The 26,481-nt window shown below is 66.5% G+C and carries 26 protein-coding genes; 16 read left to right on the top strand and 10 right to left on the bottom strand.

Annotated elements, in window-relative coordinates; genetic code table 11:
* The first annotated feature begins 481 nt into the window (after positions 1–481).
* The 4 genes from ACYQ6W_RS06050 to ACYQ6W_RS06035 are packed head-to-tail and all read left to right on the top strand — an operon-like array spanning position 482 to position 4,798.
* Positions 482–1,510 carry an acyltransferase family protein gene (locus tag ACYQ6W_RS06050; RefSeq protein ID WP_459674191.1) on the top strand — a complete coding sequence of 343 codons (1,029 nt, stop codon included), beginning with the start codon at positions 482–484 and terminating at the stop codon, positions 1,508–1,510.
* Positions 1,511–1,549: 39 nt separating this feature from the next.
* Positions 1,550–2,872 carry a proline--tRNA ligase gene (gene proS, locus ACYQ6W_RS06045; RefSeq protein ID WP_459674190.1) on the top strand — a complete coding sequence of 441 codons (1,323 nt, stop codon included), beginning with the start codon at positions 1,550–1,552 and terminating at the stop codon, positions 2,870–2,872.
* The gene (locus tag ACYQ6W_RS06040; protein ID WP_459674188.1) at positions 2,872–4,125 is read left to right on the top strand and encodes a lipoprotein-releasing ABC transporter permease subunit; all 1,254 of its coding nucleotides are present in this window, start codon (positions 2,872–2,874) and stop codon (positions 4,123–4,125) included. Before proS ends, ACYQ6W_RS06040 begins: the two co-directional genes overlap by 1 nt.
* Positions 4,118–4,798 carry an ABC transporter ATP-binding protein gene (locus ACYQ6W_RS06035; RefSeq protein WP_459674187.1) on the top strand — a complete coding sequence of 227 codons (681 nt, stop codon included), beginning with the start codon at positions 4,118–4,120 and terminating at the stop codon, positions 4,796–4,798. The genes ACYQ6W_RS06040 and ACYQ6W_RS06035 overlap by 8 nt, the downstream gene beginning before the upstream one ends.
* 9 nt (positions 4,799–4,807) lie before the next feature.
* On the opposite strand, the gene ACYQ6W_RS06030 is transcribed toward ACYQ6W_RS06035, so the two are convergent.
* A complete protein-coding gene (locus ACYQ6W_RS06030; RefSeq protein WP_459674186.1) occupies positions 4,808–5,152 on the bottom strand; it encodes a hypothetical protein in 345 nt (114 codons plus the stop codon).
* Positions 5,153–5,292: 140 nt separating this feature from the next.
* Between ACYQ6W_RS06030 and dnaE the strand changes: the two genes are divergently transcribed.
* Positions 5,293–8,718 carry a DNA polymerase III subunit alpha gene (gene dnaE / locus ACYQ6W_RS06025; RefSeq protein ID WP_459674185.1) on the top strand — a complete coding sequence of 1,142 codons (3,426 nt, stop codon included), beginning with the start codon at positions 5,293–5,295 and terminating at the stop codon, positions 8,716–8,718.
* A gap of 21 nt (positions 8,719–8,739) precedes the next feature.
* Here dnaE and ACYQ6W_RS06020 read toward each other — a convergent pair whose 3' ends face one another.
* Positions 8,740–9,336, bottom strand: coding sequence for a TetR/AcrR family transcriptional regulator (locus ACYQ6W_RS06020; protein WP_459674184.1), 597 nt, complete (start codon positions 9,334–9,336; stop codon positions 8,740–8,742).
* Positions 9,337–9,464: 128 nt separating this feature from the next.
* Here ACYQ6W_RS06020 and ACYQ6W_RS06015 point away from each other — a divergent pair, with 128 nt between their 5' ends.
* Positions 9,465–10,220 (top strand): SDR family NAD(P)-dependent oxidoreductase, encoded by a 756-nt coding sequence (locus ACYQ6W_RS06015; protein ID WP_459674183.1) that lies wholly within the window; start codon positions 9,465–9,467, stop codon positions 10,218–10,220.
* Positions 10,221–10,232: 12 nt separating this feature from the next.
* Here ACYQ6W_RS06015 and ACYQ6W_RS06010 read toward each other — a convergent pair whose 3' ends face one another.
* From ACYQ6W_RS06010 to ACYQ6W_RS05990, 5 genes are all read right to left on the bottom strand, one after another.
* Positions 10,233–10,904, bottom strand: a complete 672-nt coding sequence (locus ACYQ6W_RS06010) for a CPBP family intramembrane glutamic endopeptidase (RefSeq protein ID WP_459674182.1) — start codon at positions 10,902–10,904, stop codon at positions 10,233–10,235.
* A 4-nt stretch (positions 10,905–10,908) separates the two neighbouring features.
* Positions 10,909–11,145 (bottom strand): CsbD family protein, encoded by a 237-nt coding sequence (locus ACYQ6W_RS06005; protein WP_459674181.1) that lies wholly within the window; start codon positions 11,143–11,145, stop codon positions 10,909–10,911.
* A gap of 68 nt (positions 11,146–11,213) precedes the next feature.
* A complete protein-coding gene (locus ACYQ6W_RS06000) occupies positions 11,214–11,675 on the bottom strand; it encodes a hypothetical protein (RefSeq protein WP_459674180.1) in 462 nt (153 codons plus the stop codon).
* Positions 11,676–13,127 (bottom strand): cryptochrome/photolyase family protein, encoded by a 1,452-nt coding sequence (locus ACYQ6W_RS05995; protein ID WP_459674179.1) that lies wholly within the window; start codon positions 13,125–13,127, stop codon positions 11,676–11,678.
* A 53-nt stretch (positions 13,128–13,180) separates the two neighbouring features.
* Positions 13,181–13,789, bottom strand: a complete 609-nt coding sequence (locus tag ACYQ6W_RS05990; protein WP_459674178.1) for an NUDIX domain-containing protein — start codon at positions 13,787–13,789, stop codon at positions 13,181–13,183.
* Positions 13,790–13,876: 87 nt separating this feature from the next.
* On the opposite strand from ACYQ6W_RS05990, the gene ACYQ6W_RS05985 reads away from it, so the two are divergent.
* On the top strand, positions 13,877–14,644 hold the full coding sequence (locus tag ACYQ6W_RS05985) for a DeoR/GlpR family DNA-binding transcription regulator (protein WP_459674177.1): 768 nt from the start codon (positions 13,877–13,879) through the stop codon (positions 14,642–14,644).
* Between the two features lie 6 nt (positions 14,645–14,650).
* Here ACYQ6W_RS05985 and ACYQ6W_RS05980 read toward each other — a convergent pair whose 3' ends face one another.
* Positions 14,651–15,742: a PA0069 family radical SAM protein gene (locus tag ACYQ6W_RS05980; protein ID WP_459674458.1), complete on the bottom strand. Its 1,092-nt coding sequence runs from the start codon at positions 15,740–15,742 to the stop codon at positions 14,651–14,653.
* Between the two features lie 450 nt (positions 15,743–16,192).
* Here ACYQ6W_RS05980 and ACYQ6W_RS05975 point away from each other — a divergent pair, with 450 nt between their 5' ends.
* The 4 genes from ACYQ6W_RS05975 to ACYQ6W_RS05960 are packed head-to-tail and all read left to right on the top strand — an operon-like array spanning position 16,193 to position 20,240.
* Entirely contained in the window at positions 16,193–17,320 is a 1,128-nt protein-coding gene (locus ACYQ6W_RS05975) for an ABC transporter substrate-binding protein (RefSeq protein WP_459674176.1), read from the top strand.
* Positions 17,321–17,357: 37 nt separating this feature from the next.
* A complete protein-coding gene (locus ACYQ6W_RS05970) occupies positions 17,358–18,302 on the top strand; it encodes an ABC transporter permease (RefSeq protein WP_459674174.1) in 945 nt (314 codons plus the stop codon).
* Between the two features lie 16 nt (positions 18,303–18,318).
* Positions 18,319–19,152 carry an ABC transporter permease gene (locus ACYQ6W_RS05965; RefSeq protein ID WP_459674173.1) on the top strand — a complete coding sequence of 278 codons (834 nt, stop codon included), beginning with the start codon at positions 18,319–18,321 and terminating at the stop codon, positions 19,150–19,152.
* On the top strand, positions 19,152–20,240 hold the full coding sequence (locus ACYQ6W_RS05960; protein ID WP_459674172.1) for an ABC transporter ATP-binding protein: 1,089 nt from the start codon (positions 19,152–19,154) through the stop codon (positions 20,238–20,240). The genes ACYQ6W_RS05965 and ACYQ6W_RS05960 overlap by 1 nt, the downstream gene beginning before the upstream one ends.
* Here the strand turns inward: ACYQ6W_RS05960 and ACYQ6W_RS05955 are convergent.
* Positions 20,202–20,882: an endonuclease/exonuclease/phosphatase family protein gene (locus ACYQ6W_RS05955; RefSeq protein ID WP_459674170.1), complete on the bottom strand. Its 681-nt coding sequence runs from the start codon at positions 20,880–20,882 to the stop codon at positions 20,202–20,204. The two genes, ACYQ6W_RS05960 and ACYQ6W_RS05955, sit on opposite strands and share 39 nt — an antisense overlap.
* 166 nt (positions 20,883–21,048) lie before the next feature.
* On the opposite strand from ACYQ6W_RS05955, the gene cysE reads away from it, so the two are divergent.
* The 5 genes from cysE (at position 21,049) to ACYQ6W_RS05930 (ending at position 25,855) form a co-directional block, all read left to right on the top strand.
* Entirely contained in the window at positions 21,049–21,912 is an 864-nt protein-coding gene (gene cysE / locus ACYQ6W_RS05950) for a serine O-acetyltransferase (RefSeq protein ID WP_459674168.1), read from the top strand.
* Between the two features lie 108 nt (positions 21,913–22,020).
* On the top strand, positions 22,021–22,953 hold the full coding sequence (gene cysK / locus ACYQ6W_RS05945) for a cysteine synthase A (RefSeq protein ID WP_459674166.1): 933 nt from the start codon (positions 22,021–22,023) through the stop codon (positions 22,951–22,953).
* A 148-nt stretch (positions 22,954–23,101) separates the two neighbouring features.
* The gene (locus ACYQ6W_RS05940) at positions 23,102–24,268 is read left to right on the top strand and encodes an iron-containing alcohol dehydrogenase (protein ID WP_459674165.1); all 1,167 of its coding nucleotides are present in this window, start codon (positions 23,102–23,104) and stop codon (positions 24,266–24,268) included.
* A gap of 34 nt (positions 24,269–24,302) precedes the next feature.
* Entirely contained in the window at positions 24,303–25,097 is a 795-nt protein-coding gene (gene attM, locus ACYQ6W_RS05935) for an AttM family quorum-quenching N-acyl homoserine lactonase (protein WP_459674164.1), read from the top strand.
* A 68-nt stretch (positions 25,098–25,165) separates the two neighbouring features.
* Entirely contained in the window at positions 25,166–25,855 is a 690-nt protein-coding gene (locus ACYQ6W_RS05930; protein ID WP_459674163.1) for a cysteine hydrolase family protein, read from the top strand.
* Positions 25,856–25,858: 3 nt separating this feature from the next.
* Here the strand turns inward: ACYQ6W_RS05930 and ACYQ6W_RS05925 are convergent, their stop codons facing one another.
* Positions 25,859–26,215 (bottom strand): response regulator, encoded by a 357-nt coding sequence (locus ACYQ6W_RS05925; protein ID WP_459674162.1) that lies wholly within the window; start codon positions 26,213–26,215, stop codon positions 25,859–25,861.
* Between the last annotated feature and the right edge of the window lie 266 nt (positions 26,216–26,481).

Genomic DNA, 26,481 nt, shown 5'->3' with positions numbered 1-26,481 from the left:
GGACGGGAAACCTGTCCGCCCGTTTTCTATTTCGGGGGATGAGGGCGCGTCCGCGCCAGCGCTGATGGGCCGGCTCCATGACGGCCGCCATAAACAAAAGAGCAGAACCCCGTAGAGGCTCTGCTCATAATTTGATCAAACCGATAAAAATGACGTCGATTTAGGCAATCATCTGTCTAGATCGACGATATTTGTCCAAATCTCCGGCCAATTTTTATGGACCAGTCGGACAATAGCTTTCATTATCCAGTCCAGACGAGGTTGATCCTCGTTCTGCCGTGTGACTGGCGTTTCCTCCCTAAACTTGGCCCGCAGCGCTTTGCGCGCGGGCCTTTTCTTTATCTATGCAAAGCGCGTCTGTCACGCATAAATATTGAAAAATGAAAAATAAGGGTTTTGTTCAGGGATTTCTGAACGAGCAAAATCCTCTGCCAGTCACGAAGGCGCAAGTTTGGCCGAATTCCAGAATTCGCGAGCCACCTTGGCGGATCTCACGGCCGTGCGCGGCTGTTTCGCGCTCTGGGTTTTTTTCTTCCACACCAACCTGCATCTTCACCTCGCGGATCTCGAAGGGCCGGTAGGGCGCGGCTATCTCGGCGTCGATGGTTTCTTCATTCTCTCCGGTCTCGTTCTCGCGCATCGCCATCCACAGCTGTCGCTGAGTCCGCGTGCGCTCGGCCGTTTCTGGTGGCGCCGCTTCGTGCGGCTCTATCCGACGGTGCTCGCCATGCTCGCGCTGCTCGGAAGCGCCTATCTCCTCGCCCGTGCCGCGGGCGTGCATCCGCATCAGGCGATGCGGGCGGCCGGGCGCGAATATCTGCTGCAGCTTCTCCTTTTGAACGGCCTGGGCTTCAGCCGCGGCTGGACCTGGAACTATCCTTCCTGGTCGATCAGCACGGAATGGGTCGGCTATCTGCTCTTTCCGCTTCTCGTCGCCGTGGTGGCGAGGCTCGGCCCACGCAGCGTCGGGGCTGGCGTCGCCGCCATGGCGGCTTTGCTTCTCGCCGTCGCCTGGGCGTCTCCCGTTGGGCTCAATCTCAGCTACCAGGGCGCCTTGCCGCGGTTTCTGCCGGAGTTCGCGAGCGGCATCCTGCTCGCGCGCCTGCTCGCCTGCGCCCGGATGCCGCCCGCTTCCGTCTCCGTTGCGGCCGCCCTGTTGCTGATCGCGGCTGGCATCTGGCTGCGCCGCCATGCTTTGGCGGGAGATGCTCTGGTCGCCTTCGGCCTGTGGTTCCTTCTGGCGGCGTTGGCCAGTGCGCCAAGGCCCTGGCTCGCCCGCTGTCCGGGCCTGCTCCCCTTGGGCGCACTCTCCTATCCCTTCTACATGGCCTATGCGTCCGTCGAAATTCTCGCGGCGCGGCTTTGGCTGCGGTTCGGCGACCCAGCGCAGAGGCCGCTGCTCTGGCTCGGCCTGCTCTTTCTCGGCACTCTCGCTCTTGCCTGGGTCACCGCGCGCTTGATAGAGCGCCCTGCGCTGCGCCATCTGGCGGGGCGGCGCCCGGACGGCTAGGGTCGCGCTCCGCCGAAGCCCTGAAAGAATGCGAGCCTCATGCGTCTATCCCACAGCCTGATCCCGACCCTGAAGGAAGTGCCTGCCGAGGCGCAGATCGCCTCGCACCGGCTCATGCTGCGGGCAGGCCTCGTGCGCCAGACGGCGGCGGGCATCTATGCCTGGCTACCGGCCGGCCTGCGCGTGCTGAACAACATCGCCAACATCGTCCGTGAAGAGCAGAACGCCGCCGGCGCGCAGGAAGTGCTGATGCCGACGATCCAGCCCGCCAGCCTGTGGCAGGAGAGCGGCCGCTACGAGGATTACGGCAAGGAGATGCTGCGCATCAAAGATCGCCATGACCGCGATCTCCTCTTCGGGCCGACCAACGAAGAGATGATCACCGATCTCTATCGGCAGTCGGTGAAGAGCTACAAGGAATTGCCGCAGATCGCCTACCACATCCAGTGGAAGTTCCGCGACGAGGTGCGCCCGCGTTTCGGCGTCATGCGCGGCCGCGAATTCCTGATGAAGGACGGGTACAGCTTCGATCTCGATTATGCGAGCGCGGTGAACAGCTATCGCCGCATGATGCTGTCCTACATGCGCACCTTCCAGCGCCTGGGCGTCAAGGCGATTCCCATGGTCGCGGATACCGGACCGATCGGCGGCGATCTCAGCCACGAATTCATCATCCTGGCGCCGACCGGCGAAAGCCAAGTCTTCTACGACGGTGACTTCGAGACCATCGACTGGGCGAACAGCGATTTCGACTATGACAAGCCCGCGGATCTGGAGCGATTCTACGGCCTGCTGACCTCGACCTATGCGGCGACCGACGAGAAGCACGATCTGGATGCCTGGGGCCAGGTGCCGGAAGCCCGCCGTCGCGAAGGCCGCGGCATCGAAGTCGGACACATCTTCTATTTCGGCACCAAGTATTCGGCGGCGATGAACTTCGCCGTCGCCGGGCCCGATGGTCAGAAGGTCCATCCCGAGATGGGGTCCTATGGCATCGGCGTCAGCCGCATGGTGGGTGCCATCATCGAGGCGAGCCACGACGAGGCCGGCATCAAATGGCCCGATAGCGTCGCGCCCTTCAAGGCGGCCATCCTCAACCTCAAGCAGGGCGACGCCGCGACCGATGCGATCTGCGAGGATCTCTATGCCAAGTTCCATGGTGCCGCCCTGTATGACGATCGGGCGGAGCGTGCCGGCGTGAAGTTTGCCGATGCCGATCTCATGGGCCATCCCTGGCAGATCATCGTCGGGCCGCGCGGTGCGGCCGCTGGCCAGGTCGAACTGAAACGCCGGATGACCGGGGAGCGCGAGGAGTTGAGCCTGGAAGCGGCACTGGCGAAGATCGCGGCGACCGCGTCCTGATGTTCAGCAGTTTCGAGCGGCGCGTCGCGGGGCGCTACCTGCGCGCCCGCAAGGGCGAGCGTTTCGTCTCCGTCATCGCCATCTTCTCCCTGATCGGCATCGCCTTGGGCGTGGCCACGCTGATCATCGTGATGAGCGTGATGAACGGCTTCCGGCAGGATCTGCTGTCCCGTATCCTCGGCCTCAACGGCGACCTCGGCGTCTATGGCGCCGGCGGCACCCAGATCACGCAATACGAGGACATGGCGCAGACCATCCGCGGTCTGCCGGACGTGGTCTCGGCGGCGCCCGTCTTTCAGAACGAGGTGCTGTTGACCGGGGCGCAAGGCGGCGCCACCGGCGGCGTGGTACGCGGCATTTCGCGGAGCGATCTCGAAGCGCAGAAGGCGGTCTCCGACCACGTCCTGATCGGCTCGATCGCGGCGATGCAGGGCGACAATGCGGTGATCGTCGGCTCCGGCCTTGCCCGGCAGCTGGGCCTGTCGGTCGGTTCCGACATCACCTTCGTCAGCCCACAGGGCCAGGCGACGGCGATCGGTACCATTCCCCGCATCCGCGCCTACAAGGTGGTCGGCATCTTCAACGTCGGCATGCAGGAATACGATTCCACCTTCGTCTTCATGCCGATCGACGCGGCCCAGGAGTTCTTCGGCGCGGCCGACCGGGCGACGCAGATCGAAGTTTCCGTACGCCACCACGACGATGTCGCGCGGGTGAACCGCGTCATCCGTCAGGCTCTGGCGGGCAAGCCGATCCAGGTGATCGACTGGAAGCAGTCGAACGACAGCTTCTTCGCCGCCGTCACGGTGGAACGGAACGTCATGTTCCTCATTCTCACCCTGATCATCATCGTCGCCGCCTTCAACGTCATCTCCTCCATGATCATGATGGTGAAGGACAAGACGCGGGACATCGCCGTGCTGCGCACGCTCGGCGCCACGCGCGGCGCCATCATGCGCATCTTCCTGATGGCCGGCGCCTCCATCGGTGTCACGGGCACGGCCATCGGCTTCGTGCTCGGCGTCGTCTTTTGCGCCAATATCGAGAGCATCCGGCAGTTCCTGCAGCATGTGACGGGCACGACGCTCTTCGATCCCACCGTCTATTTCCTCGAACAGCTACCGGCGGTGCTGGACTGGAGCGAGGTCACGACGGTCATCGTCATGTCGCTCGCCCTGTCGTTGCTCGCGACGCTCTATCCTTCCTGGCGTGCCGCCCGGACCGACCCCGTGGAGGCGCTGCGCCATGAGTGAACCGCTGGTCATGGAGGCGGTGCGCCGCACCTACCGCACGGATGCGGGCAGCCTGGACGTGCTGACCGCCGTCGATCTTACCTTGCGTGCGGGAGAGACGGTGGCGCTGGTGGCGCCCTCGGGCTCCGGCAAATCGACGCTGCTGCATCTCGCCGGCCTCTTGGACCGGCCGGATGGCGGCCGCGTGCTGATGGACGGGCGCGACGCCGGCTCGCTCTCCGATCCTGCGCGCACCGCCATCCGTCGGGACCGGGTGGGCTTCGTCTATCAGTTCCATCACCTGCTGGCGGAGTTCACCGCCCTCGAAAACGTGGTGATGCCGCAGATCATCGCCGGCCGATCGCCCCGCGTCGCGGCAGAGCGGGCGCAGCAACTGCTGTCCTCCTTCGGCCTCGGCCATCGGCTCGCGCATCTGCCCGGCAAGCTTTCGGGCGGCGAGCAGCAGCGCGTTGCCATCGCCCGCGCGCTTGCCAACCGTCCGGCCGTTCTGCTGGCGGACGAGCCGACCGGCAACCTCGATACCGCGACCTCGGACATCGTCTTTACCGAGCTGCTGGCCGCGGTCCGCGGTCAGGGGCTGGCGGCGCTGATCGCGACCCATAATCCGGAGCTGGCGGCCCGCATGGACCGTCGCGTCACCCTGCAGGGTGGCCGGGTCGTGCCGCTGCCCTGACAGGGCGCCTCAGGCCCAGACGTCCACCGCGTTGGCGGCGACGCCGGCGGCGGTGCCCACCGCCGCCGTATGCGAGGTCGTCGTCTGCATCACGGAGCCGACGTGGTTGGTGATGACGGTGGTGACCACGCCATTGGCATGGGTCGTCACCGTCTGGGTGAAGCCGGGGGGCGAAATCTGCGTGACCGTTTGCGCCACGATCATGTGTTCCGCGGGGTCGGCGCCGGGGCCGACCGGTGACGGCGGCTGAGGGCCGGGCGCGGGTTGTCCGGCCGGAGTCGCGGCGGTCGCGGGTGGCGGAGACGCCGCCTGCGTGGTGGGGGGTATAGGCACGCCAGTCGTGCTTACGCTCATCATTCCCTCCCAAAAGATGGAAGTCGAATCGGCATAGGGCGGAAGGCTGCTCTCTGGATCGTCACCCCTGCATTCGTGGACGGGGGCTAAAGTTTTCCTCACCGCTGCATTTCGAGGCGGCCCGGGATATAGTCCGCCTCATGCTGGAACAGAGCTTCGTTCATCTCCACACTCACTCCGCCTATTCACTCAGTGAGGGGGCGATCAAGGTCGACAAGCTGACGGCGCTTGCGGCGGCAGACGGCATGCCCGCGGTGGCTCTGACCGACAGTTCCAACATGTTCGGCGCGCTGGAATTCAGCCAGTATGCGACGGGGAAGGGGGTGCAGCCGATCCTTGGCTGCCAGCTCGGTCTCGCCCGGGCGGACCAGCCGCGATTGGCCCCCGATCCCATCGTGGTGCTGGCCCAGGATGCGGTGGGCTTCGCCAATCTGCAGCGCCTCAGCTCCGCGTCCTATCTGGAGACCGAGCCCGGTCTCCGCCCGCAGGTGAGCCTGCAGCGACTGGCCGAACTCTCTGAAGGGCTCATCCTGTTGACCGGCGGCACCTTCGGGCCGATCAGTCGTCTGCTCGCCGAAGGGCAGCGGACGGAGGCCGCCCATCTTCTGGCGCGTTTCGCCGAGGCCTTTCCCGATCGCGTGGTCGTCGAACTCCATCGCCACGGCCTCGCCATCGAACGCGCGATCGAGCCCGGCCTGCTGCGTCTCGCGGATGAGGCAGGACTGCCCATCGTCGCGGCCAATGATTGCTATTTCGCAACTGCCTCGATGCATGAGGCGCATGACGCGCTGCTCTGCATTGCCGAAGGGCGCGTGTTGTCGGAAGCCGATCGCCGGCGGGTGACTCCGGAACACTGGTTCAAGCCCGCCGCCGCCATGCGTGCGCTCTTCGCCGATCTTCCGGAGGCTTGCGACAATACTCTCGCGATCGCCCGCCGTTGCGCCGTCATGGCCGAGACGCGCAAGCCGCTTCTGCCGGTCTGCCCGAAGGTGAAGGACGGCATGACGGAGGAGGAGACGGTGCGGAAGATGGCCCATGAGGGTCTCGCCCGCCATCTCGACCGCATGCAGCCGGATGAGGCAACGCGGAAGGTCTATGTCGACCGGCTGGAATTCGAGCTCGACGTCATCGCCCGCATGGGCTTCCCGGGCTACTTCATGATCGTGGCCGACTTCATCCAATGGGCGAAGGCGCGGGACATTCCGGTGGGGCCGGGGCGTGGCTCGGGCGCAGGCTCGCTCGTCGCCTATGCGCTCTCCATCACGGCGCTCGATCCCCTCCGCTTCAGCCTGCTCTTCGAGCGTTTCCTCAACCCCGAGCGCGTCTCGATGCCGGACTTCGACATCGACTTCTGTCAGGACCGGCGCGACGAAGTCATCTCCTACGTGCGGCAGGAATACGGTGCCGATCGCGTCGCGCAGATCATCACCTATGGAAAGCTGCAGGCGCGCGCCGCCGTGCGCGACGTGGGGCGCGTCCTCGGCCTGCCCTTTGGGCAGGTCAACCGTGTCGCGGAGCTGATCCCGAACAACCCCGCCAAGCCCGTGACCCTGAAGGAGGCGATCGAGGGCGAGCCGAAGTTGCAGCAGATGCGGGACGAGGATGAGGCGGTGCGCCGTCTGCTCGAAATCGCGCTGCAGCTCGAAGGCCTCTACCGCCACGCCTCGACCCATGCGGCGGGCGTGGTGATCGGTGACCGGCCGCTCACCGAACTGGTGCCGCTTTACAAGGACCCGCGCTCCGATTTCCTCGTCACGCAATATTCGATGAAGCATGTCGAGCTGGCGGGGCTGGTGAAGTTCGACTTCCTCGGCCTCACCACGCTCACCATCATCCGCCGGGCTGTCACCTTTCTCGAACGGCTCGGCATTGCCGTCGACATCGATACCCTGCCGCTCGATGACGCGCCGACCTACGAGATGCTGCAGAAGGGCGATGCCGGCGGCGTGTTTCAGTTTGAAAGCCAGGGCATGCGCGACGTCTTGCGCCAGATGCGCCCGGACCGGTTCGAGGATCTCATCGCCGCCGTCGCGCTCTATCGTCCGGGGCCCATGGCGAACATCCCTGCCTATTGCCAGCGCAAGCATGGCGAGGCCTGGGAGCCGCCGCATCCCGACATCATGGACATCCTCTCCGAGACCTATGGCATCATGGTCTATCAGGAGCAGGTGATGCAGATCGCGCAGAAGCTCGCAGGCTACAGCCTGGGCGGCGCGGACATGCTGCGGCGCGCGATGGGCAAGAAGATCCGCGCCGAGATGGAGAAGCAGCGGCAGATCTTCACGGAAGGTGCGACGGGTCGCGGCATCCCGGCGGACAAGGCCGGCGAGATCTTCGATCTCATGGCGAAGTTCGCCGACTACGGCTTCAACAAGTCGCACGCCGCCGCCTATGCCCTGGTCGCCTATCAGACGGCCTGGATGAAGGCCAACCATCCGGTGCCTTTCATCGCCGCCTGCATGAGCCTTGCCATCAGCAATACCGACAAACTCGCGGCCTTCCGCCAGGAAGCGAACCGGATGGGCATCGCGATCCTGCCCCCGGACATCAACAAGTCGGATGCCGATTTCAAGGTGGAGCGGCAGGCCGACGGCAAGCTCGCCATCCGCTACGCGCTCGCCGCCATCAAGCGCGTGGGTCAAGCGGCGATGGAATCGATCGTCGCGGCGCGGGGCGACCGCGCCTTCGAGAGCCTCGCGGATTTTGCCGAGCGCGTGGATCCCAAGCAGCTCAACAAGATGCAGATCGAGAATCTCATCCGCGCCGGCGCCTTCGACCAACTCGACAGCAACCGGGCGCGCCTTTTCGCGGGTGCCGAGATGCTGCTGAAGCGCGCGCAGGCGACGGCGGAGGATCGCGGCAGCGGGCAGATCGGGCTCTTCGGGGGCGCTGGCGCCAAGCCGGAGCCCCTGCGCTTTCCGGACCTGCTCGACTGGCCGATGCTCGACCGCCTGGGTTTGGAGGCGGAGGCGATCGGTTTCCATCTCACCAGCCATCCCCTGGATAGTTTCGGATCGACGCTCAAGCGCCTTGGCGTCACCGTCAGCACCCGGCTGCAGACGGTGGCCGAAAACGGCGTCGGCCGGGTGAAGGTCGCCGGTATCGTTGTCGGATCACCGAAGGTGCGGCCGACCAAGACCGGCGGGCGCATGGCCTGGCTCCGCCTCTCGGATGGCGGCGGCAGTTTCGAAGTCACCCTGTTCTCGGAAGTTCTGTCCCGGTCTCAGGATCATCTGAGGGAAGGCATGGCTCTGCTCGTCACCGTCGATCTGCGTCTCGACGGTGAGCAACTGCGCATCACCGGTCAGGACGTGACGCCGCTGGAGAAGGCCGCGGCAGGCGCGGGCGTCGGGCTTCGCGTCTGGCTCTCCGAGACCCGCGCGGTGGAGCATATTCGCGCGCTGTTGACGCAGGAGGGGCCGGGACGGGGCGAGGTGATCCTCTGCCCCCGGCTGGATGCGGCGCGTGAGGCGGAAATCAGCCTGCCCGGCCGCTTCAACGTCTCGCCGCGCCTCGCCGCCGCCCTCAAGGTGATGCCCGGCGTCTCGGCGGTCGAGGAGATCTGAACCGCGGGTGACGCGCCGCGGTCACTTCGGCCGGTCGGCGCCGTAGCGCAGGCCGTCCATCAGCAGCGCGATCATGCGCTCCGCCTGTTCCGGCGTGGTCGTATAGCCCGACAGACATAGGCCCGAAACGGCACCGAGCAGTTCCGACGGGTCGACGTCCCGCCGGATCGCGCCGGTTTCCATTGCGCGATCGAAGAGACCGAGGAAGGCTGGCCGCAGCCGCGTCTCGAAATGCGCGGGCAGCGCGGCATAGGCGGCGTCACCCGAATGCAGCGCCTGTGCCAAGCCGCGCTTCGTGCCGACGAAGGCGGCATAGCGATGCAGCCAGAAGGCCAATGCCTCGAAGGGGGGATGGGCGGCAGCGAGGGGCGCCGCGGCATCCGCACAGGCATCCATCTCCCGGCGAAAGACGGCAGCGATCAGATCGGCGCGATGGGGAAAGCGGCGATAGACGGTGCCGAGGCCGACGCCGGCTTGCTCGGCGATCTCCCGCACGGGCGCATCCACGCCCGACCGCGCGAAGACGATTTTGGCGGCCTCCAGCAAAGCATCCTGGCTGCGCTGGGCGTCGGCGCGCAGGCGGGGCTTGGCCGGCGCATGAGGCGAGTCGGATGTCATCGGTTCAGGCACGCGCCTCCCACTTGAAAGACGGAACATCGTTCCGTATTAAGGCGGAGCGTTGTTCCGTTTCCTTGACGCTAAGCGAGCGGCACCGCGCTGACAACATTGTCCGCAGAGGAGCCGTCATGCCGCAAACGTCCATTACCCTCGTCACCGGTGCCAATCAGGGCATCGGTCTACAGATCGCGAAGGATCTTGCCGCGGCCGGCCATACCGTGCTGCTCGGCGCCCGCGATGCCGCAAAGGGGGAGGCGGCCGCAGCCACGATCGGCGGCGACGTCCACGCCATTCCGCTCGACGTGACGGACCCGGCCTCCATCGCGGCCGCGGCCGAGACGATCCGCCGGGAGTTTGGTCGTCTCGATGTACTGGTCAACAACGCCGCGATCTCGCACACAGGTCGCATTGCGGCGGAGACCGTCGAAGAAATGGTGCAGGCCTCGCGGCCGAGCATCGTGTCGCTCGACGAAGTGCGCGCGGTGTGGGAGACGAACGTCTTCGGCGTGCTCGCCGTCACCCAGGCGATGCTGCCGCTGCTGCGCGCCGGGACCGCGCCTCACATCGTCAATGTCTCCAGCACCGTCGGCTCGCTCACCAAGATGTCCGATCCGGCCTCGCCGTACCGTGCCGTCTTCGGCCCGGTCTACCCAGCCTCCAAGACCGCGCTGAACGCGATGACCGTGGCGCTCGCGATCGAGTTGGAGGCCGAAGGCATCAAGGTCAACGCCGTCTGCCCCGGCTATACCAAGACCAATCTCAACAACTATTCGGGCACCAAGACTGTGGAGGATGGCGCGCGCCAGCCGGTGCGCCTCGCTCTCATGGGCGCGGATGCGCCGACCGGCACCTTTTCCAGCTCGGACGGGGCGGAGCCGTGGTGAGGATCAGCGCCATCAATGGTGCCAGGCAGCACCCGTGTAGAAGAAGCGCCCGAGGCCGACGGTAAAGATGAGGCAGCCATAGAGGCTGTGCTCCAGACAGGTGAGGGGCAGCGAGCGGTGGCGCGCATAGTCGCGCGCGAACAGAAAGCCGCCCGCGGCCGTCATGGCGATGGCGATCCAGTTGAGAAAGATCACGTGGGCGAAGCCGAAGGCGGCGGCGCTCGCGAGGATCAGGGCGCGGTCGCTGCCAAACAGCGTGCGGTAGCGGTGGAACATGAGAGACCGGTACAGCATCTCCTGCGGCCAGACTGAGAGCAGCGGATAGAGCACCATGATCAGCGCCCAGAAGAGCGGGCGCTGGCGCGGCAGGCTGAGGAACCAGTCCGGCCACAGGGCCCCCGTCGCAACGGTGATGAGCGGGGCGAGCACCGCGAAGCGGATTGCGATGCCGCGCAACTCGCGGCGGAGGGCGGGGCGTGGTAGCGGCGGCCGACTGCGTGTTCCTGCCCAGGCGAGCAGCGCGCCGATCCAGAGGATGAGGAAGAGGATGCCGCCGCGGCGCAGGCCGAGGATGGCAAGCGGGCCCCCAACATAGAGGGCTGCCCATTCGATGCTCAGGCGCAGACGCAAAAGCCCGGGGCGATGACCCCGGGCTTCGGTGCCGTCCCTCGTCTCCGACGTCATCCTCTCAGAGGATGCGCATGCGGCCGAGAATGTAGCCGATGGCGAGGATCGCGAGGCCGGCCATCAGCGGCTGCTGGCGGATACGGTCGGCGGCGTCGTCCATGTAGTCCTCCGCCGTGCCGCGCGCGTCGCGATAGCGGCGGCGCGCATCGTCCCGGGCCTCGTCGGCGAAACTGCCGACCGCGTCCTGAATGCGTCCGGCGGCATCCCGCGCGGCGTCCGACAGGTTGTGGCGCTTCATGGTCGTGATCCTCAAAGCTGTTGTGAGGGTCAGATAGGTTTGGCGTCAGCAGTTGCAAGCGGGCGGCGTCAGCCGCGCCGCAGGCTATTGCGGATGGTCTCGCAGCCACGCACGAAGATGTAGAGACCGCCGGACAGGCCGAGCCCCTTCACCAGCAGGCTGTCGTTATGGGCGCGAATCGAGAACCAGAAGGTGAGTAGGGCGACCGTGATTTCGCCCAATCCGTAGGCCGGCCCGAAGCGCTGCTTGGCGAAATAGGCGAGCAGTGCGATTGCTGCCATCGGCAGGATGAACCATGACTGATTGGTGAGTTCCGCGAGCGCAAGCCGGTGGTTGGTGAGCAGGACGGCGAGCACCGCGGTGGTCAGGCCGCAGGCGAGAGCGCCGAGGGCGAGGAGGAGAGCGGCGCGTCGGCGGCCCGGGGCCAGGCGTCGCCGCAGCAGCCCGAGCGCGATCCAGCCGATAAGGGCGAGCGCCAGGCCCGCCCATTCCAGAGGCGTGACGGGAGGAGCGGCGGCGCCCGGGTCCATCTAGCTTTGCCGTCCGGTGACGCTCTGCAGCGCGGCCAGCGCCCGGGCGCGGCCCTCGGCGAGGTCGACGATGGGCGCGGGATAAGTCGCGCCAAGCCGCACGCCGGCTTCCCGCAACACCTCGTCCGGCGCCTCCCAGGGGTTGTGGATGTATTTGTCAGGCAGCTTCGCCAGTTCGGGGACCCAGCGCCGGACGTAGTGGCCTTCCGGATCGAACTTCCATCCCTGCAGCACCGGGTTGAAGACGCGGAAGAAGGGCGCGGCATCCGCACCGCAGCCCGCCACCCATTGCCAGTTCACCATGTTGTTGGCGCGGTCCGCCTCGACCAGCGTATCCCAGAACCAGGCCTCGCCCGCTTGCCAATCGATCAGCAGATGCTTGACCAGGAGGGACGCCGTGATCATGCGCACGCGGTTGTGCATCCAGCCGATGGCCCAGAGTTCGCGCATGCCGGCATCGACGATGGGGATGCCGGTCTTCCCCTTCTGCCAGGCATGGAGGGCTTTCGCGTCCTTCCGCCAGGGAAACGCTGCAAATTCCGGGCGCAGCGGCTTCTCTAGAATCTCCGGATGATGCCAGAGGAGATGGGCCGCGAATTCCCGCCAGACGAGTTCGCGCCGGAAGGCGGCGATGCCTTGGGCACCGTCGGCATCGTCCAGCGCCGCCCAGACCTGCCAGGGTGAAATTTCGCCCCAATGGAGATGCGGGGACAGCATGGAGGTGCCATCGGTGCCCGGGATGTCGCGCGCCCGCCCATAGGCGCCGACCGCCTCGCTGACGAAACGGCGAAGCCGTGCGGCCGCGCCGGCTTCGCCCGGCGTCCATTCCTCGCGGATAGCGGCATCCCACGGGATGGTTGGCAGAAGACCCCAGTCGTCCAGGCGGTCGGACCGTGGCAACTGGGCGGTGGCGAGTGTCTTCGGTGCCGCTCCCGGCGGGCGGACGTGCACGTCACGGGCGAAGCTCTTGGAGAAGGGCGTGAAGACGCCATAGGGGGTGCCGCCGCCGGTCAGCACCTTGTGCGGGTCGTGCAGCAGCGTGGTACGATGACGCACGAAGCGGCAATCGCTGTCCGTCAGCGCCTCCGCCAGCGCCCGGTCGGCCGCGCGGGCTGCAGGCTCTGGCATGACACCGGCATGGATCGTCTGCGCGCCCGTCTCGCGTGCAAGCGCCGCCAGGGTCTCCGCTGAGGGACCCCGGCGGAGGACGAGGCCGCTGCCCGCCTTCTCCAGGGAGGTCGCGAGGCTCTGCAGGCTATGGTGAAGCCACCAGCGGCTGGCGCCACCCATCGGGCGGCCATCCGTTTCATCGTCGAGAACATAGATGGGGATGACCGGCGCGCCGCTCTCGGCCGCTGCGGCGACCGCCGCCTGATCCGTCAGGCGGAGGTCACGTCGGAACCAGAGAAGAACCGGGCTGCCAGCCGGGTGGGAATCGCGCGCGCGGGTCATGCTGTCTCCGAAATTGCCGCATAACGCGCTTACGAGCCAGGGAGGGGCGTGGATCAGGCGGCAGTTTTGGCGACCGGCATGGGGCCGAAGATGTGCAGCGCCGCATGTTGCAGCAGGATCACCGTCTTGGCATCGCGGATGCGCCCGTCGCCGATGGCGGCCAGGGCGCTCTCCAGCGGCATTTCGAGCAGGCCGATATCCTCCCCTTCATCCGCGCAGCCACCGCCCGGCCCCACACGGTCCTGGGGGTCATAGGGGGCCGCGAAAAAATAAAGCCGCTCGGTGACCGAGCCCGGACTCATGAAAAGATCGAAGAGCGGGGTGATGGCGCCGACGCGAAAGCCCGTCTCCTCCTCGACCTCCGCCCTTATCCGCTCGCCGGGCGTTGCATGCTCCAGCAGCCCGGCCGGCGTCTCGATCATCAGATCGTCGTACCCATTCACCATTGCGGGGTAGCGGAACTGGCAGGTGAGCAGCACGGTGCGGCGCGCCGGGTCATACAGCAGGATGGTGGCGCCGTTGCCGCGGTCATAGGTCTCACGCCATTGTTCCTGCCATTGCCCGTCCTGGCGGAGGAAGCTCAGGCGGGTCTTGCGCAGGATGGCCCAGTCCTGGGCCAGAGTGACGACTTCGTGGATTTTGACGCGGTTTTGGAGAGTCATGACGAACCTGTCGGTTTGGACGGAAGGACCGCGGGATCAATCGTGCAATTTCGTGCAGAGTCAAGAAAATTCGGGTAAGATGGGGCCATGCTCACCTCAGAACGCAAGGCATTCATTCTCGACCGGTTGCGCCGGGATGGCCGCGTTGTCGCGAAAAACATGGCGCGGGAGCTGGATCTTTCCGAAGACACCCTGCGGCGGGACCTGCGCGAACTCGCGGCCGAAGGCCTGTTACAGCGCGTGCATGGCGGCGCCTTGCCCGCGTCTCCCGCGACCGTCACCCTCGCGGATCGTTGGGCCGTCGCGCCGCATTCGAAAGAGGCGGTGGCGCGGACCGCAAGCCGCCTGGTGCAACCGGGACAGGTGATCATTCTGGACGGCGGCACCACCGCCGTGCAGATGGCGCAGCTCCTGCCAGCGGATCTCGCCATCACCGTCGTCACCCACAGCCCCCCGGTCGCCATGGCGCTCGCCGGGCATGACCGCATCGAGGTCGAAATCATCGGCGGACGGCTGTTCAAGCATTCCATGGTCGCGATGGGGGCGGGCGCGGCGGAGCAGATCGCGGCACTGCACGCCGATCTCTATTTCATGGGCGTGACCGGCATCCATCCGGAGATGGGCCTTACCACTGGCAATGCGGAGGAGGCGGTGATCAAGCGGATGCTGAGCCGCCAGGCGGCGGAGACGGTGGTGCTCGCCTCTCACGAGAAGCTGGGCGCCGCCTCGCCCTTCCGCGTGCTTCCGCTCAAGGCGGTCGACATGCTGGTCGTCGAACCCGATACGCCAGAGGAGGTGCTGGCCCCCTATCGGGCGCAGGGGGTCGCCATCATTCCCGAGGCCGGCGAGGCCTGAGCCCCGCTAGAGCAGCGTCATCTGCTCCGCGGCGGGCGCTGTGGCAGCGCGCTCCGGCACCCGGAACAGGCTGCAATCGAGCGGCGCCATGCGTTCGGCGAAGCGATGCTGGCGCGCCGCCCGGGCGAAGCGCTGGGCCAGAAGATCGGCATAGACGCCGGTGCCGACGAAACGCTGGCCGAAGGTCGCGTCGTTCAGAGCCCCGCCGCGCACCTCGCGGATCAGCTTGAGCACGCGCTCCGCCCGGTCCGGCATGTGCTCGCGCAGCCAGGCCTCGAAAATCTCGCGCAGTTCCAGCGGCAGACGCAGCATGACATAGCCGGCGCGGACCGCACCTTCCGCTGCCGCCGCGGCGAGGATCGCCTCCAACTCGGTGTCGTTCACTCCAGGGATCATCGGCGCCGCCAGCACGCCCGCGGGCACGCCCGCGGCGCGCAGGGCGCCGAGCGCCTGCAGGCGCTTGGCCGGGGTCGCCGCCCGCGGCTCCATCGCCCTGGCGAGGGCCGGGTCGAGCGTGGTGACGGAGAGGAAGACATGGACGAGGCCCTGTTCGGCGAATTGCTGCAGGAGGTCGAGGTCGCCCAGCACATTCGCCGATTTGGTGACGATGCTCACGGGGTGGCGGAAGCGCAGCAGCACCTCGAGCACTTGCCGCGTCAGCCGCAGACGGCGCTCCACCGGCTGATAGGGGTCGGTATTGGCCCCGAGGGTGATGGGCTTGGCGCGGTACGAGGGGCGGCGCAGCTCCTTCTCCAGCAGCGTCGCGACCTCGGGCTTGAAGAGCAGCTTGGTTTCGAAGTCGAGCCCCGGGGAATAGCCGAGATAGGCGTGGCTCGGACGGGCGAAGCAATAGACGCAGCCGTGCTCGCAGCCGCGATAGGGATTGATGGACCGGTCAAATCCGATGTCCGGGCTCGCGTTGCGGGCGATTGCCGTACGGCTGTGGTCGCGGATCAGCGTCGTCTCGAGCGCCGGCAGCTCCGCAAATTCGGTGTCGAGCGTGCCCCAGCCGTCGTCGGCGAGCACCGTCTCCGTCGCTTCGAAACGGACGGAGGGGTTCACCGTCGCGCCGCGGCCGGAGCGGGCGGCGGAAGGCATGCCCGCCTCCGGTCCCGGCCCGTTGCGCCTCCTGGCGGGGCGGGAGGCGAGGGGCAGCGGCTTCGGCGGCATGCGGGTGGTGGTGGTGGCAAGAGGAGGTTGCGGCATGGGAAGCTCCCTTGGGGCGTGCCGCAGCATCGCAACGACCCTCAGGGAAGGTCAAGAACAAAATAAGAACATGCGTGTTGGGCTGGCATGCTTCGTCGTTTTGGAAGGGCCGGTGTGGCGGTTGCGTTCAATCACCCGCCGCGATGCTCTCACGAAGGTGTCACGGCTCCGTGAGTCGTCTTGGAACTGTCATGAAAGGGGCGTTGTTCGCGGAGGCTTCCTTCTGTATCGGCCTCGGCACTGGGAACGCCGCCTGTCCGCAGGATGGCAGCTTTCTTGCGTGTCGCAGCCGTGTTCCCGTTGAGTGTTGCCCTTTCACGACCCCGAATCAGGAGGCTTCCCATGCCGGACGACACGATGCTTCTCGGCCGACGCCATTACGCCAAGCTGGGGCTGGCCGGCCTCGCTGGCGCGGCCCTCGCCTCCATCCCAGGCCTGCGCCCCGCCCGCGCGGCCGAGAGCATGGACGCGCTGATCGCCGCGGCCAAGAAAGAGGGCAAGCTCAACACCATCGCGCTGCCGCGGGACTGGGCGAACTACGGCGCCATCATGGACCAGTTCACGGCGAAATACGGCATCGCCATCGACAATGCGAACCCGGACGGCTCTTCCGCGCAGGAACTGCAGGCGGTCCGCAGCCTCAAGGGCCAGGATCGTGCGCCCGATGCCGTGGACGTCGGCCCGTCCTTCGCCGCCATCGGCGTGAAGCAGAACCTCTTCACCCCCTATAAGGTCGCGACCTGGGACAGCATCCCGGACGGCATGAAGGATCCGGACGGCCTCTGGGTCGCCGACTATTTCGGCGTCATCTCCATCGCCACCAACACCAATGTGGTGAAAACCGCGCCGCGCAGCTGGGCCGATCTGAAGAAGCCCGAATACAAGGGCATGATCGCGCTGAACGGCAGCCCGCTGGGCGCCGCCGCCGCCTTCTCCGCCGTCTTCGCGGCGTCCATCGCCAATGGCGGCTCCTTCGACGACATCGCCCCGGGCGTGCACTACTTCGCGGAGCTCGCGAAGCTCGGCAATCTCAACCCGGCCGCCGCCACCGGCCCCGCGCTGCTCGTCAGCGGCCAGGCGCCGATCGTGATGAACTGGGACTATCTGGCGCTCGGCTATCGCGATGCCGCCATCGGCAAGGCCAAGATCGAGGTCGTGGTGCCGGAAGGCAGCACCCCCTATGGCAGCTACTACTGCCAGGCCATCCCGAAGGACGCCGCCCATCCGGAAGCCGCCAAGCTGTGGCAGGAATGGCTCTATTCGGACGCCGGCCAGCTGCTGTTCCTGGAAGGCTATGCCCATCCGGCGCGCTACGCGGATCTCGCCAAGCGCAACCTGATCCCGTCCGATCTCGCGGCCAAGCTGCCGCCGGCCGCGTCCTATGACGGCATCAAGTTCGCGAGCCAGGAGCAGGTGGCCAAGGCGCAGAAGGAGCTTGCGTCGCTCTGGCCGAAGCTGGTCAAGATCTGATCCGCAGACGACCGACGAAGACAGCAAGGGCAGTCCGTTGAGCGATCCGAGCGCCACCTTGTCCTCGCATCCTGCGGCCGGCGGAGGGGCGAAGGCCTCCCCGCCGATCGTCTCGGCGGGCAGCGGCGGCCTCGGGGCGCTCATCGGCCGCTGCGTGCCCTGGCTCTTCGTCGGCCTCTTTCTGCTCTTCGTCGCGGCCTTCCTGGTCGCGCCGACCCTCGTGCTGGTCGTCAAGAGCATGATGGGGGACAGCGGCTTCACGCTCTCCTACCTGATCGGTCTTTGGGACTATCAGTACCGGATCGCCTTCCAGAATTCGATCATCCTCGGCGCCGCCTCGGCCCTCACCGGGCTGATCGGTGGCTTCTTCCTGGCCTATGCCAGCCTGCAGCCCGGGGCGCCGGCCTGGCTGCGCTCGATCATCACCAGCTTCTCGGCCGTCGCCGCCAATTTCGCCGGCGTGCCGCTCGCCTTCGCCTTCATCAGCACGCTCGGCAGCCTCGGCTTCGTCACCGTCATGCTCAAGCACATGGGCATCAACATCTATGCCATGGGCTTCTCGCTCTATTCGCTGACCGGCATGACGATCACCTTCGCCTATTTCCAGATCCCGCTGATGCTCATCATCATCACTCCGGCGATCCAGGGCCTGCGGCACCAGTGGCGCGAGGCCTCCGATGGGCTGGGCGCCACGAGTTGGCAGTATTGGCGCCTCGTCGGTCTGCCTATCCTCACGCCCTCGCTGCTCGGCGGCTTCCTGCTGCTCTTCGGCAGCGCCTTCTCCGCCTATGCGACACCCTATGCCCTGACGGACGGCAACATCGCCCTGGTCACCATCACCATCAGCAACGTGCTCTCCGGCAATGTGATGTCCGATCCCCAGGTGGGCGCCGCCCTCTCCACCGGCATGATCGTCGTCATGGCCGTCGTGCTCGTCATCTACAGCCTCGTCACGCGCTATGCCGCGCGCTGGCGCCGCTGATCGGGGAGGCAGGGCCATGAGCGCCGTCACCAGCACGACCGAGATGCCGGTGCGCCGCCGCCGCCCCTATGGGCCGCGCCGCACCCTCAGCCCCTTCAATTGGACGATCATCGCGCTCGGCGGACTGTTCTTCTTCGTACCGCTGATCGTCACCGCCGTCTTCAGCCTGTGGGAGGGCGGGGACCGCTACGGCTTCTCGGCCTATGGCGCGATGCTCTCCGCGCCCGGCTTTTGGAAGAGCCTGTTCCTGTCCCTGCGCCTCGCCGTCGAGACCATCCTGCTCAGCTTCGTGCTGCTGGTGCCGGCGATGATCTTCGTCCATCTCAAGGCGCCGAAGCTGAAGCCGCTCTTCGAGTTCATCTCGAACCTGCCTTTCGTCATCCCGGCCATCGCCCTGATCGATGGGTTGACGACGCTCTACACCGGCCCCTCCTGGCTTATCGGCACGCCGAACTACCTCGTCATCCCCTATTTCTTCCTGGCGCTTCCCTACGGATACCGCTCCATCGAGGTTGGGATCTCTACGCTCGATGTGCGGACACTGACGGAGGCGGGCCAGTCGCTCGGCGCCGGCTGGGGCGAGATCATCTTCATGATCCTCCTGCCGAACCTGCGCCCCGCCCTGGTCGGCGCGGTGCTGCTGACGCTCACCATCGTCATCGGCGAATTCACCTTCGCGAGCGTGCTGCTGTTCCACACCTTCGCGGTCTTCATCAACGACACCGGCCAGAACGCGATCACCGAAGCGGCTGCGCTGTCGGTCTTCAGTTTCCTGCTCACCTGGCTCTTCATGCTCGGCGTGTTGCTCACCAGCCGTCGCGGCGCGGCCACTGTCGGAGGGGCCCATTGATGGACACCATGCCCAACCCCACGCTGTCGGGCGTCACGCTCACCGGCATCCGCAAAACCTACGGCACGCGCACCGTGCTGGAACACATCAACATGGATCTGGCGCAGGGCGAGTTGCTCTGTCTCCTCGGCCCCTCGGGCTGCGGCAAGACGACGCTGCTGCGCATCCTGGCCGGGTTCGAGACGCCGGATTCCGGGCAGGTGCTGCTCGGCGGCCAGGACGTGACCCATCTGCCGCCGAACAAGCGCCGCATGGGCATGGTCTTCCAGGCCTATAGCCTGTTCCCGAACATGACGGCGCTGCAGAACGTCCGCTTCGGGCCGCGGGTGCGCGGCCTCGGCGACACCAAGTCCCAGCTCGCGGAAGCCGAGCGGCTGCTCGCGATGGTGGGCCTCGCCGCTCACCTCCACAAATTCCCGCACCAGATGTCGGGCGGCCAGCAGCAGCGCGTGGCGCTGGCCCGCGCGCTCGCCGTCAAGCCGGACATCCTGCTGCTCGATGAGCCGCTTTCCGCGCTCGATGCCAAGGTGCGCACCCAGCTGCGCTCGGAAATCCGCCGCATCCAGCAGGAGACCGGGATCACCACCGTCTTCGTCACCCATGATCAGGAGGAGGCGCTGTCCATCTCCGACCGTGTGGCGGTGATGAGCGAAGGCCATGTGCTGCAGATGGCGCCGCCCGCCGAAATCTATCGTGCGCCGGCCGATGGTTTTGTTGCGCGTTTCATCGGTGCGGGCGGTGTGCTGGCCGGGCGGGCGGATGGCGCCGGCGTGCGCGTGGGCGCGACCTTTCTCACAGCTCAGGCGGCGGCCGGTCTCGCCCCCGGCGCCGAGGTCGAGCTGTTTCTGCGCCCCGAGCACGTCGCCATCACGCCACGCAGCGCACCCGCGCCGGCGGGCGCCGTACCCGTCACCATCGACGAACTCACCTTCTTCGGCTCACTGACGCGGGTGAAGCTGGCACTGGCGGACGGCGCCGAGGGCGAGCTTTGGGCCGACGTGCCGAGCGATACCGCCGGCGGCCTCACCCTCGCCATGCCGGCCTGGGCGTCATGGGCGCCGGAATCGCCGCGCGTTCTCGCGCGCTAAGTCCGCATAGCGCGCGATGATGGGGTGCAACGTGCGGCGCGGCACCTCCGTCGCCGGCTCGAGGCGCACCAGAATCGGATGGTGGTCCGAGCCCGCGCGATCCAGCACACGGGTTTCGAGACAGGTGAGGCCACGGATCAGGCAGCGGTCCAGCCGCAAGGGCAGCACGTCGCTCATCCGGTGCGTCGGCTGGCGCGGCCCTGCATCCTGAAAGCCCGGCAGCAGCACGGGGCCCACGAGGTTGTAATCTCCCAACACCGCGGCATGGGCAGGCAAGTGCTGCGCGACATGGCGCAGCTGGCGGCGGTTGAGCAGCTGCGAATGCGAGAGATGGACGTTCGCGGCCGAAAAAGGGCCGAGGTCGATGATCTGGCAGATTCGTCTGACCACGGCGCCGGCGGGCAGTGCCACGACGCTTGGTGGCCGGGGCGGGGGGCTGGGCGTCCAGATGGCAAGGCCATGGCGACGTCCCGGCAGCGGGCTGCGATGGCACAGGCCGCCGACCAGCTGGGGCAGGTCCTCGAAGACCGCCGTCACCTCCTGCATCAGCAAGGCATCCGGCCTCTCCCGCTCGATGAGCTTGGCGACTTCGGAGAGGGCCGCCCCTTCCCGGTGCAGCAGATTCCAGCTGATGAGTTTCATATCAATACCATAGTGCCTTCTTCCTGACCGTCGAGTGAGGCGACGGCCGATTTCCAGTGTCGCGCGATGCCGGGGCGACATGCGCCAGGCTGCATGGTTCCTGCGGGCGGATTGCCTGTAGATTAAGAATGCTGGGCCTTTGCCCCAGTAGAGACGGAGGACCGCCTTGACCCGCGCGACGAACAGCAACCTCGCCGTGGTGCCGCGCACCAAGGAAGGTCATCCGACCGATCCTCTGTGGCAGCGCCTGCGCCGCGAGGCGGAGGAGGCCTATGCCAAGGCCCCTGCCTTGGCGACGCTCTTCTTCGAATCGATCATCAACCAGCCATCCTTCGAGGCGGCGGTCTGCCACCGCGTCTCGTCGCGGCTGAAGAACGACGTCGTCTCCCTGCCACTCATCGTGCAGGCCTTCCATCGCGCGCTCTCCGCCGATCCCGGTATCGGCTGCGCCTTCAAGGCGGATATCGAGGCGGTCTTCGAGCGCGACCCCGCCTGCGAACGCCTCATCGAACCCTTCCTCTATTTCAAGGGCTTCCACGCCATCCAGGCGCAGCGTGTCACCCACTGGCTGTGGCACAACGGCGAGCGGGATTTCGCGCTCTATCTGCAAAGCCGGTCGTCCGAAGTCTTCCAGACCGACATCCACCCGGCCGCGACTTTCGGGCAGGGCATCCTGCTCGACCATGCGACCGGCCTCGTCGTCGGCGAGACGGCGGTGGTGGAGGACAACGTCTCCCTCCTCCAGGATGTGACGCTGGGCGGCACGGGCAAGGACGCAGGAGACCGACACCCGAAGATCCGCCGCGGCGTGATGATCGGCGCGGGTGCCAAGATCCTTGGCAACATCGAAGTCGGGGAGAATGCGCGGGTTGCCGCCGGCTCCGTCGTGCTGCGGCCGGTGCCGCCGAATGCCGTCGTCGCCGGGGTGCCGGCCAAGCTGGTGCGCATGCTAGGCAAAGCGCCTTCGCTGGGCGGGATGGACGAGGTTTTGGCAAGCCTCGCCTATGATTCCTTTGACTGGACGATCTGAGAGAAGGGCTTCCGTTTGCCCACTCCCAAAAAGAGAAAATAAATCCCCTATTTTGGGAAAATCCCTGTCCGTAGTAGGATATGGGACAGTTCCGTGGAGAGAAATTTCATGAAAATCGCCAATGACGTCACCGCGCTGATGGGCAATACGCCGCTCGTCGCCATTCGCAAGCTGGCGCCCGAGGCGCCCGGCCGCATCGTCGCCAAGCTCGAATATTTCAACCCCGGCCACAGCGTGAAGGACCGCATCGGCGTCGCCATGATCGATGCGGCCGAAAAGGCGGGGCTGCTCGGGCCGGACTCCGTGGTCGTCGAACCCACCTCCGGCAATACCGGCATCGCGCTCGCCATGGTCTGCGCCGCCCGTGGTTATCGCTGCATCCTCACCATGCCGGAAACCATGAGCAAGGAGCGCCGCATGCTGCTGCGCGCTTATGGGGCGGAACTGGTGCTGACCCCGGGGCCGGAAGGCATGGGCGGCGCCATCGCGCGCGCCGAGCAGATCGCGGCCTCGGGCCCGAACTACTTCATGCCGCAGCAGTTCAAGAATCCGGCCAATCCCGAGATCCACCGCGTCACCACCGCGGAAGAGATTTGGCGCGATACCGACGGCACGGTGGATTATCTCGTCTCCGGCATCGGCACCGGCGGCACCATCACCGGCACGGCGGAAGTGCTGAAGGCGCGCAAGCCGACCTTCAAGGCGATTGCGGTGGAGCCCGATGCTTCGCCCGTGCTCTCCGGCGGCAAGAAGGGCCCGCATCCCATCCAAGGCATTGGCGCCGGCTTCGTGCCGGACGTCCTCAACACCCATGTCTATGACGAGGTGGTGCGCGTCGCCAACCAGGATGCTTTCGACACGGCGCGTCGCGTCGCGCGGGAAGAAGGCCTTCTCGTCGGCATCTCCTCCGGTGCCGCCCTTTGGGCTGCGGCGCAGGTCGCGCAGCGCCCCGAGGCCGCTGGCAAGCTGATCGTCGTCATCATTCCCTCCTACGGCGAGCGCTACCTCAGCACGCCGCTCTACGCCGATCTGGTTGACTGATCCTGCGGACGGCGCCGGTTCTTCGCGAGCCGGCGCCGCCATCGGCCCAGCGCTTTGACCTGCTGCAAAGGCTGTCTACGCTGAAGGCTTTACGAATCCCTGCCGCCGGGTTTTCCATGCTCGGAGACAAGAAACGAGGCAGGGGGCCATGTCCGCATTCAATCCCTTCGAATTCAGGACCGTACCGGCCATTCTGGTCGAGTGGTCGGGCGCGCGACGGCTCGGCGCCATCCTGGCGGAGCGCTTTCCCGCCCGGCGGCTGATGCTGGTCACCGACCAGGGCGTGCGCCGCGCGGGGCTTCTCGATCCCGTGCTCGCCAGCCTGGAGGATAAGGGCTTCACCGTCACGATCTTTGACGGGGTCGTCGCAGACCCGCCGGAGCCGGTGGTGCACGCCTGCGCCGCTGCCGCCCGGGCGGCAGACGCCGAGATCGTCGTCGGACTCGGCGGCGGCTCCTCCATCGACATCGCCAAGCTCTGTGCCATCCTCGCCCGGTCGGATCAGCCGCTCGCCGCGATGTATGGCATCGGCAAGGTGACGGGTGGGCGCCTGCCGCTCGTCCTCATCCCGACGACGGCCGGAACCGGTTCCGAGGTCACCAACATCTCCATCATTACCACGGGCGAGACGACAAAGATGGGCGTGGTGTCGCCACAACTCTATGGCGACCTCGCCCTACTGGATGCCGAACTCACGGTCGGGCTTCCGGTGCTGCACACCGCGGCGACGGGGATCGATGCCATGGTCCATGCGATCGAGGCCTATACCAGCAAGTTCAAGAAGAACCCGCTATCGGATGCGCTGGCGCGCGAGGCGCTGCGCCTGCTCGGCGGCCATCTGGTCGCCGCCTGTCAGGACGGCACGAACCGCACCGCGCGGGAGGCAATGCTGCTGGGGGCGACACTCGCGGGGCAGGCCTTCGCCAATGCGCCGGTCGCGGCCGTCCATGCGCTGGCCTATCCGCTGGGCGGCCATTACCACGTGCCGCACGGCCTCTCGAACGCGCTGATGCTCGGTCCCGTGCTGCGCTTCAACATGGCCGCGGCCGCCCCGCTCTATGCCGAACTCTCGGACGTGCTGCTGGGCGTTCGGCCCGGCCAGGACGACGGCGCCCGCTCCGCCGATTTCGTGGCCGAGATGGAGCGGCTGATGAACGAGAGCGGCGCGCCGCGCCGGCTGCGGGACGTGGGCGTCACCGACAACTCGCTCGCCATGCTCGCCTCCGACGCGATGAAGCAGACGCGGTTGCTCGTCAACAATCCGGTGGAGGTCACGGAAGCGGATGCGCTGGCTCTCTACCGCGAGGCCTTCTGACCGGATTGCGATCCACAATGAAAAGGGAAACGTGATGACTGACGTGCGGCTCTACATGTTCCAGTCCGGCATCCTCAAATGCAAAGTTCACAACATCAAGATGAACGAGGGGAACGGCGCGGATTACGAGATTCCGGTGCCGTGGTTCCTCATCACCCACCCCAAGGGCCACATCGTCATCGACGGCGGCAACGCCGTTGAATGTGCAACAGATCCGGTCGGCTGGTGGGGCGAAGGCATCACCAAGGTCTACTGGCCTATGATGGAGAAGAGCCAGGGCTGCGTCGAGACGCTGGCGGCCATGGGCATCAAGGCCGAGGATGTGCGCTACGTCGTGCAGTCCCACCTGCATCTCGACCATACGGGGGCTATCGGCCGCTTCCCGAACGCCACGCACATCGTGCAGCGCGCCGAATACGAATATGCCTATACGCCGGATTGGTTCGCAGCCGCCGGCTATATCCGGAAGGACTTTGACCGTCCCGGCCTGAAATGGGAATTCCTCAACGGGCACGATGACGATTATTTCGACCTCTACGGCGACGGCGTGCTGAAGACGGTCTTCACCCCGGGCCATGCGCCGGGCCATCAGTCCTTCCTCATCACCTTGCCGAAATCGGGTAAGATCCTGCTGACGATCGACGCCGCCTATACGCTGGATCACTGGAACGAGAAGTCGCTGCCCGGCTTCCTGGCCTCTACCGTGGATACGGTCCGCTCGGTCCGCAAGCTGCGTGCGCTCGCCGAACGGGTCGATGCCAAGGTGGTGACGGGACATGACCCGGATGCCTGGCCGAGCTTCATCCATGCCCCCGGCTTCTATGACTGACGGCTGATTGTCTTGCGGCGCCCACGCGGGCTAGGCTTCGTTGCCCTGAGCCCGTGAGGACGCCGCCCATGCCCGAGCCCGCCGCCGTTGCGACCGTTGCCGCGGAGCCCTACGCCTTTCCATTCGTCCCCAGGACCACGGCGCTCGTCATCATCGACATGCAGCGGGACTTTCTGGAACCGGGCGGTTTCGGTGCGGCCCTCGGCAATGACGTGTCACTGCTGCGGGCGGCGATCGGGCCCACGGCCGCCGTGCTGGCCGCGGCCCGGCGGGCCGGCATGGTCGTAGTCCATACCCGGGAAGGCCACCGGCCCGATCTCTCCGATCTCGCGCCCGCCAAGCACCGGCGCGGCAATTTCCCGACCAAGATCGGCGATTCCGGGCCCATGGGCCGCATCCTGGTGCGTGGGGAGCCCGGACACGCGATCATTCCGGAGCTGGCGCCGGTCGCTGGTGAGCCGGTGATCGACAAGCCGGGCAAGGGTGCCTTCTTCGCGACCGATCTCGAGGCGATCCTGCGCAGTCGGGGGATCGACCGGCTGATCGTTTGCGGCGTCACCACCGAGGTCTGCGTCCACACCACCGTGCGCGAGGCGAACGACCGCGGCTTCGATTGCCTGGTCCTGTCGGACTGCACCGGCTCCTATTTTCCGGACTTCCATGCCGCGGCGCTGGCCATGATCCGGGCGCAAGGCGGCATCTTCGGCTGGGTGGCGCCGTCCGCCGCCGTGCTGGCGGCCTTGGGCGAGGCCGGCTGAGCCTCAGTCGATCATGTCCCGAATCGCTTCGATGAGACGGCTGGGCTTGTAGGGCTTCACCAGGGTCAGCACGCGGCCGCCCGGCAGGCCCGCCCGGTCCAGCGCATCGGGCCGCCCCGTCGTGTAGATGATGGGAACGTCCGGATAGCGATCGCGCACTGTCCGCGCCAGAGCGATGCCGTCCGTCTTGCCCGGCATGTGGATATCCGTGACCAGGACGGTGAAGGCCGGGTCGTCGGTGAGCAAGGCTAGCGCCTCATCGCCCGTCTCAACGGAGGTGACGTTGAAACCTGCCTCGATCAGTTCTTCCGCCATGATCGTGCGGATGAGCCATTCATCCTCAACGAGAAGGATACACATTATTTCCCGGCCGTTACCAATTCCTGTAGAGGGTCTAGCTGTTAGACCGGATGTCATCACGGCGAGGGGCCCTTGTGGCGGCTGCCAGACATCAATGCAAGTCTTCCCCGGGACCTTCCAGGCAAATTTCCGCGAGCCTCACGGCTTTGCGACGCACCGGAACTTGATGGGTGAACACGCGGACGTGGGATCACCGCGCTTGTCCGTCGCGACCCCAAATCCAACCTCCGCAGCGGCCATGACCGCTATGCAGATACGGAGGTTTC

The organism is Acidisoma sp. 7E03, from assembly GCF_054665075.1.
Note: the sequence above shows the minus strand (reverse complement) of the source record. Positions and strands in the feature narration are given on the sequence as shown.

Excerpts from the sequence above, each read along its gene's own strand:
- ACYQ6W_RS05975 (WP_459674176.1), top strand. The coding sequence starts at position 16,193 with ATGCCGGACGACACGATGCTTCTCGGCCGACGCCATTACGCCAAGCTG.
- ACYQ6W_RS05995 (WP_459674179.1), bottom strand. The coding sequence starts at position 13,127 with ATGACCCGCGCGCGCGATTCCCACCCGGCTGGCAGCCCGGTTCTTCTC.
- proS (WP_459674190.1), top strand. The coding sequence starts at position 1,550 with ATGCGTCTATCCCACAGCCTGATCCCGACCCTGAAGGAAGTGCCTGCC.
- ACYQ6W_RS06005 (WP_459674181.1), bottom strand. The coding sequence starts at position 11,145 with ATGAAGCGCCACAACCTGTCGGACGCCGCGCGGGATGCCGCCGGACGC.
- ACYQ6W_RS05940 (WP_459674165.1), top strand. The coding sequence starts at position 23,102 with ATGTCCGCATTCAATCCCTTCGAATTCAGGACCGTACCGGCCATTCTG.
- ACYQ6W_RS05985 (WP_459674177.1), top strand. The coding sequence starts at position 13,877 with ATGCTCACCTCAGAACGCAAGGCATTCATTCTCGACCGGTTGCGCCGG.
- ACYQ6W_RS05955 (WP_459674170.1), bottom strand. The coding sequence starts at position 20,882 with ATGAAACTCATCAGCTGGAATCTGCTGCACCGGGAAGGGGCGGCCCTC.
- ACYQ6W_RS06000 (WP_459674180.1), bottom strand. The coding sequence starts at position 11,675 with ATGGACCCGGGCGCCGCCGCTCCTCCCGTCACGCCTCTGGAATGGGCG.
- ACYQ6W_RS05990 (WP_459674178.1), bottom strand. The coding sequence starts at position 13,789 with ATGACTCTCCAAAACCGCGTCAAAATCCACGAAGTCGTCACTCTGGCC.
- ACYQ6W_RS06010 (WP_459674182.1), bottom strand. The coding sequence starts at position 10,904 with ATGACGTCGGAGACGAGGGACGGCACCGAAGCCCGGGGTCATCGCCCC.
- ACYQ6W_RS05980 (WP_459674458.1), bottom strand. The coding sequence starts at position 15,742 with ATGCCTTCCGCCGCCCGCTCCGGCCGCGGCGCGACGGTGAACCCCTCC.
- ACYQ6W_RS05965 (WP_459674173.1), top strand. The coding sequence starts at position 18,319 with ATGAGCGCCGTCACCAGCACGACCGAGATGCCGGTGCGCCGCCGCCGC.
- ACYQ6W_RS05930 (WP_459674163.1), top strand. The coding sequence starts at position 25,166 with ATGCCCGAGCCCGCCGCCGTTGCGACCGTTGCCGCGGAGCCCTACGCC.
- ACYQ6W_RS06040 (WP_459674188.1), top strand. The coding sequence starts at position 2,872 with ATGTTCAGCAGTTTCGAGCGGCGCGTCGCGGGGCGCTACCTGCGCGCC.
- ACYQ6W_RS05960 (WP_459674172.1), top strand. The coding sequence starts at position 19,152 with ATGGACACCATGCCCAACCCCACGCTGTCGGGCGTCACGCTCACCGGC.
- cysK (WP_459674166.1), top strand. The coding sequence starts at position 22,021 with ATGAAAATCGCCAATGACGTCACCGCGCTGATGGGCAATACGCCGCTC.
- ACYQ6W_RS06020 (WP_459674184.1), bottom strand. The coding sequence starts at position 9,336 with ATGACATCCGACTCGCCTCATGCGCCGGCCAAGCCCCGCCTGCGCGCC.
- ACYQ6W_RS06030 (WP_459674186.1), bottom strand. The coding sequence starts at position 5,152 with ATGAGCGTAAGCACGACTGGCGTGCCTATACCCCCCACCACGCAGGCG.
- ACYQ6W_RS06015 (WP_459674183.1), top strand. The coding sequence starts at position 9,465 with ATGCCGCAAACGTCCATTACCCTCGTCACCGGTGCCAATCAGGGCATC.
- ACYQ6W_RS05925 (WP_459674162.1), bottom strand. The coding sequence starts at position 26,215 with ATGTGTATCCTTCTCGTTGAGGATGAATGGCTCATCCGCACGATCATG.
- ACYQ6W_RS06035 (WP_459674187.1), top strand. The coding sequence starts at position 4,118 with ATGAGTGAACCGCTGGTCATGGAGGCGGTGCGCCGCACCTACCGCACG.
- attM (WP_459674164.1), top strand. The coding sequence starts at position 24,303 with ATGACTGACGTGCGGCTCTACATGTTCCAGTCCGGCATCCTCAAATGC.
- dnaE (WP_459674185.1), top strand. The coding sequence starts at position 5,293 with ATGCTGGAACAGAGCTTCGTTCATCTCCACACTCACTCCGCCTATTCA.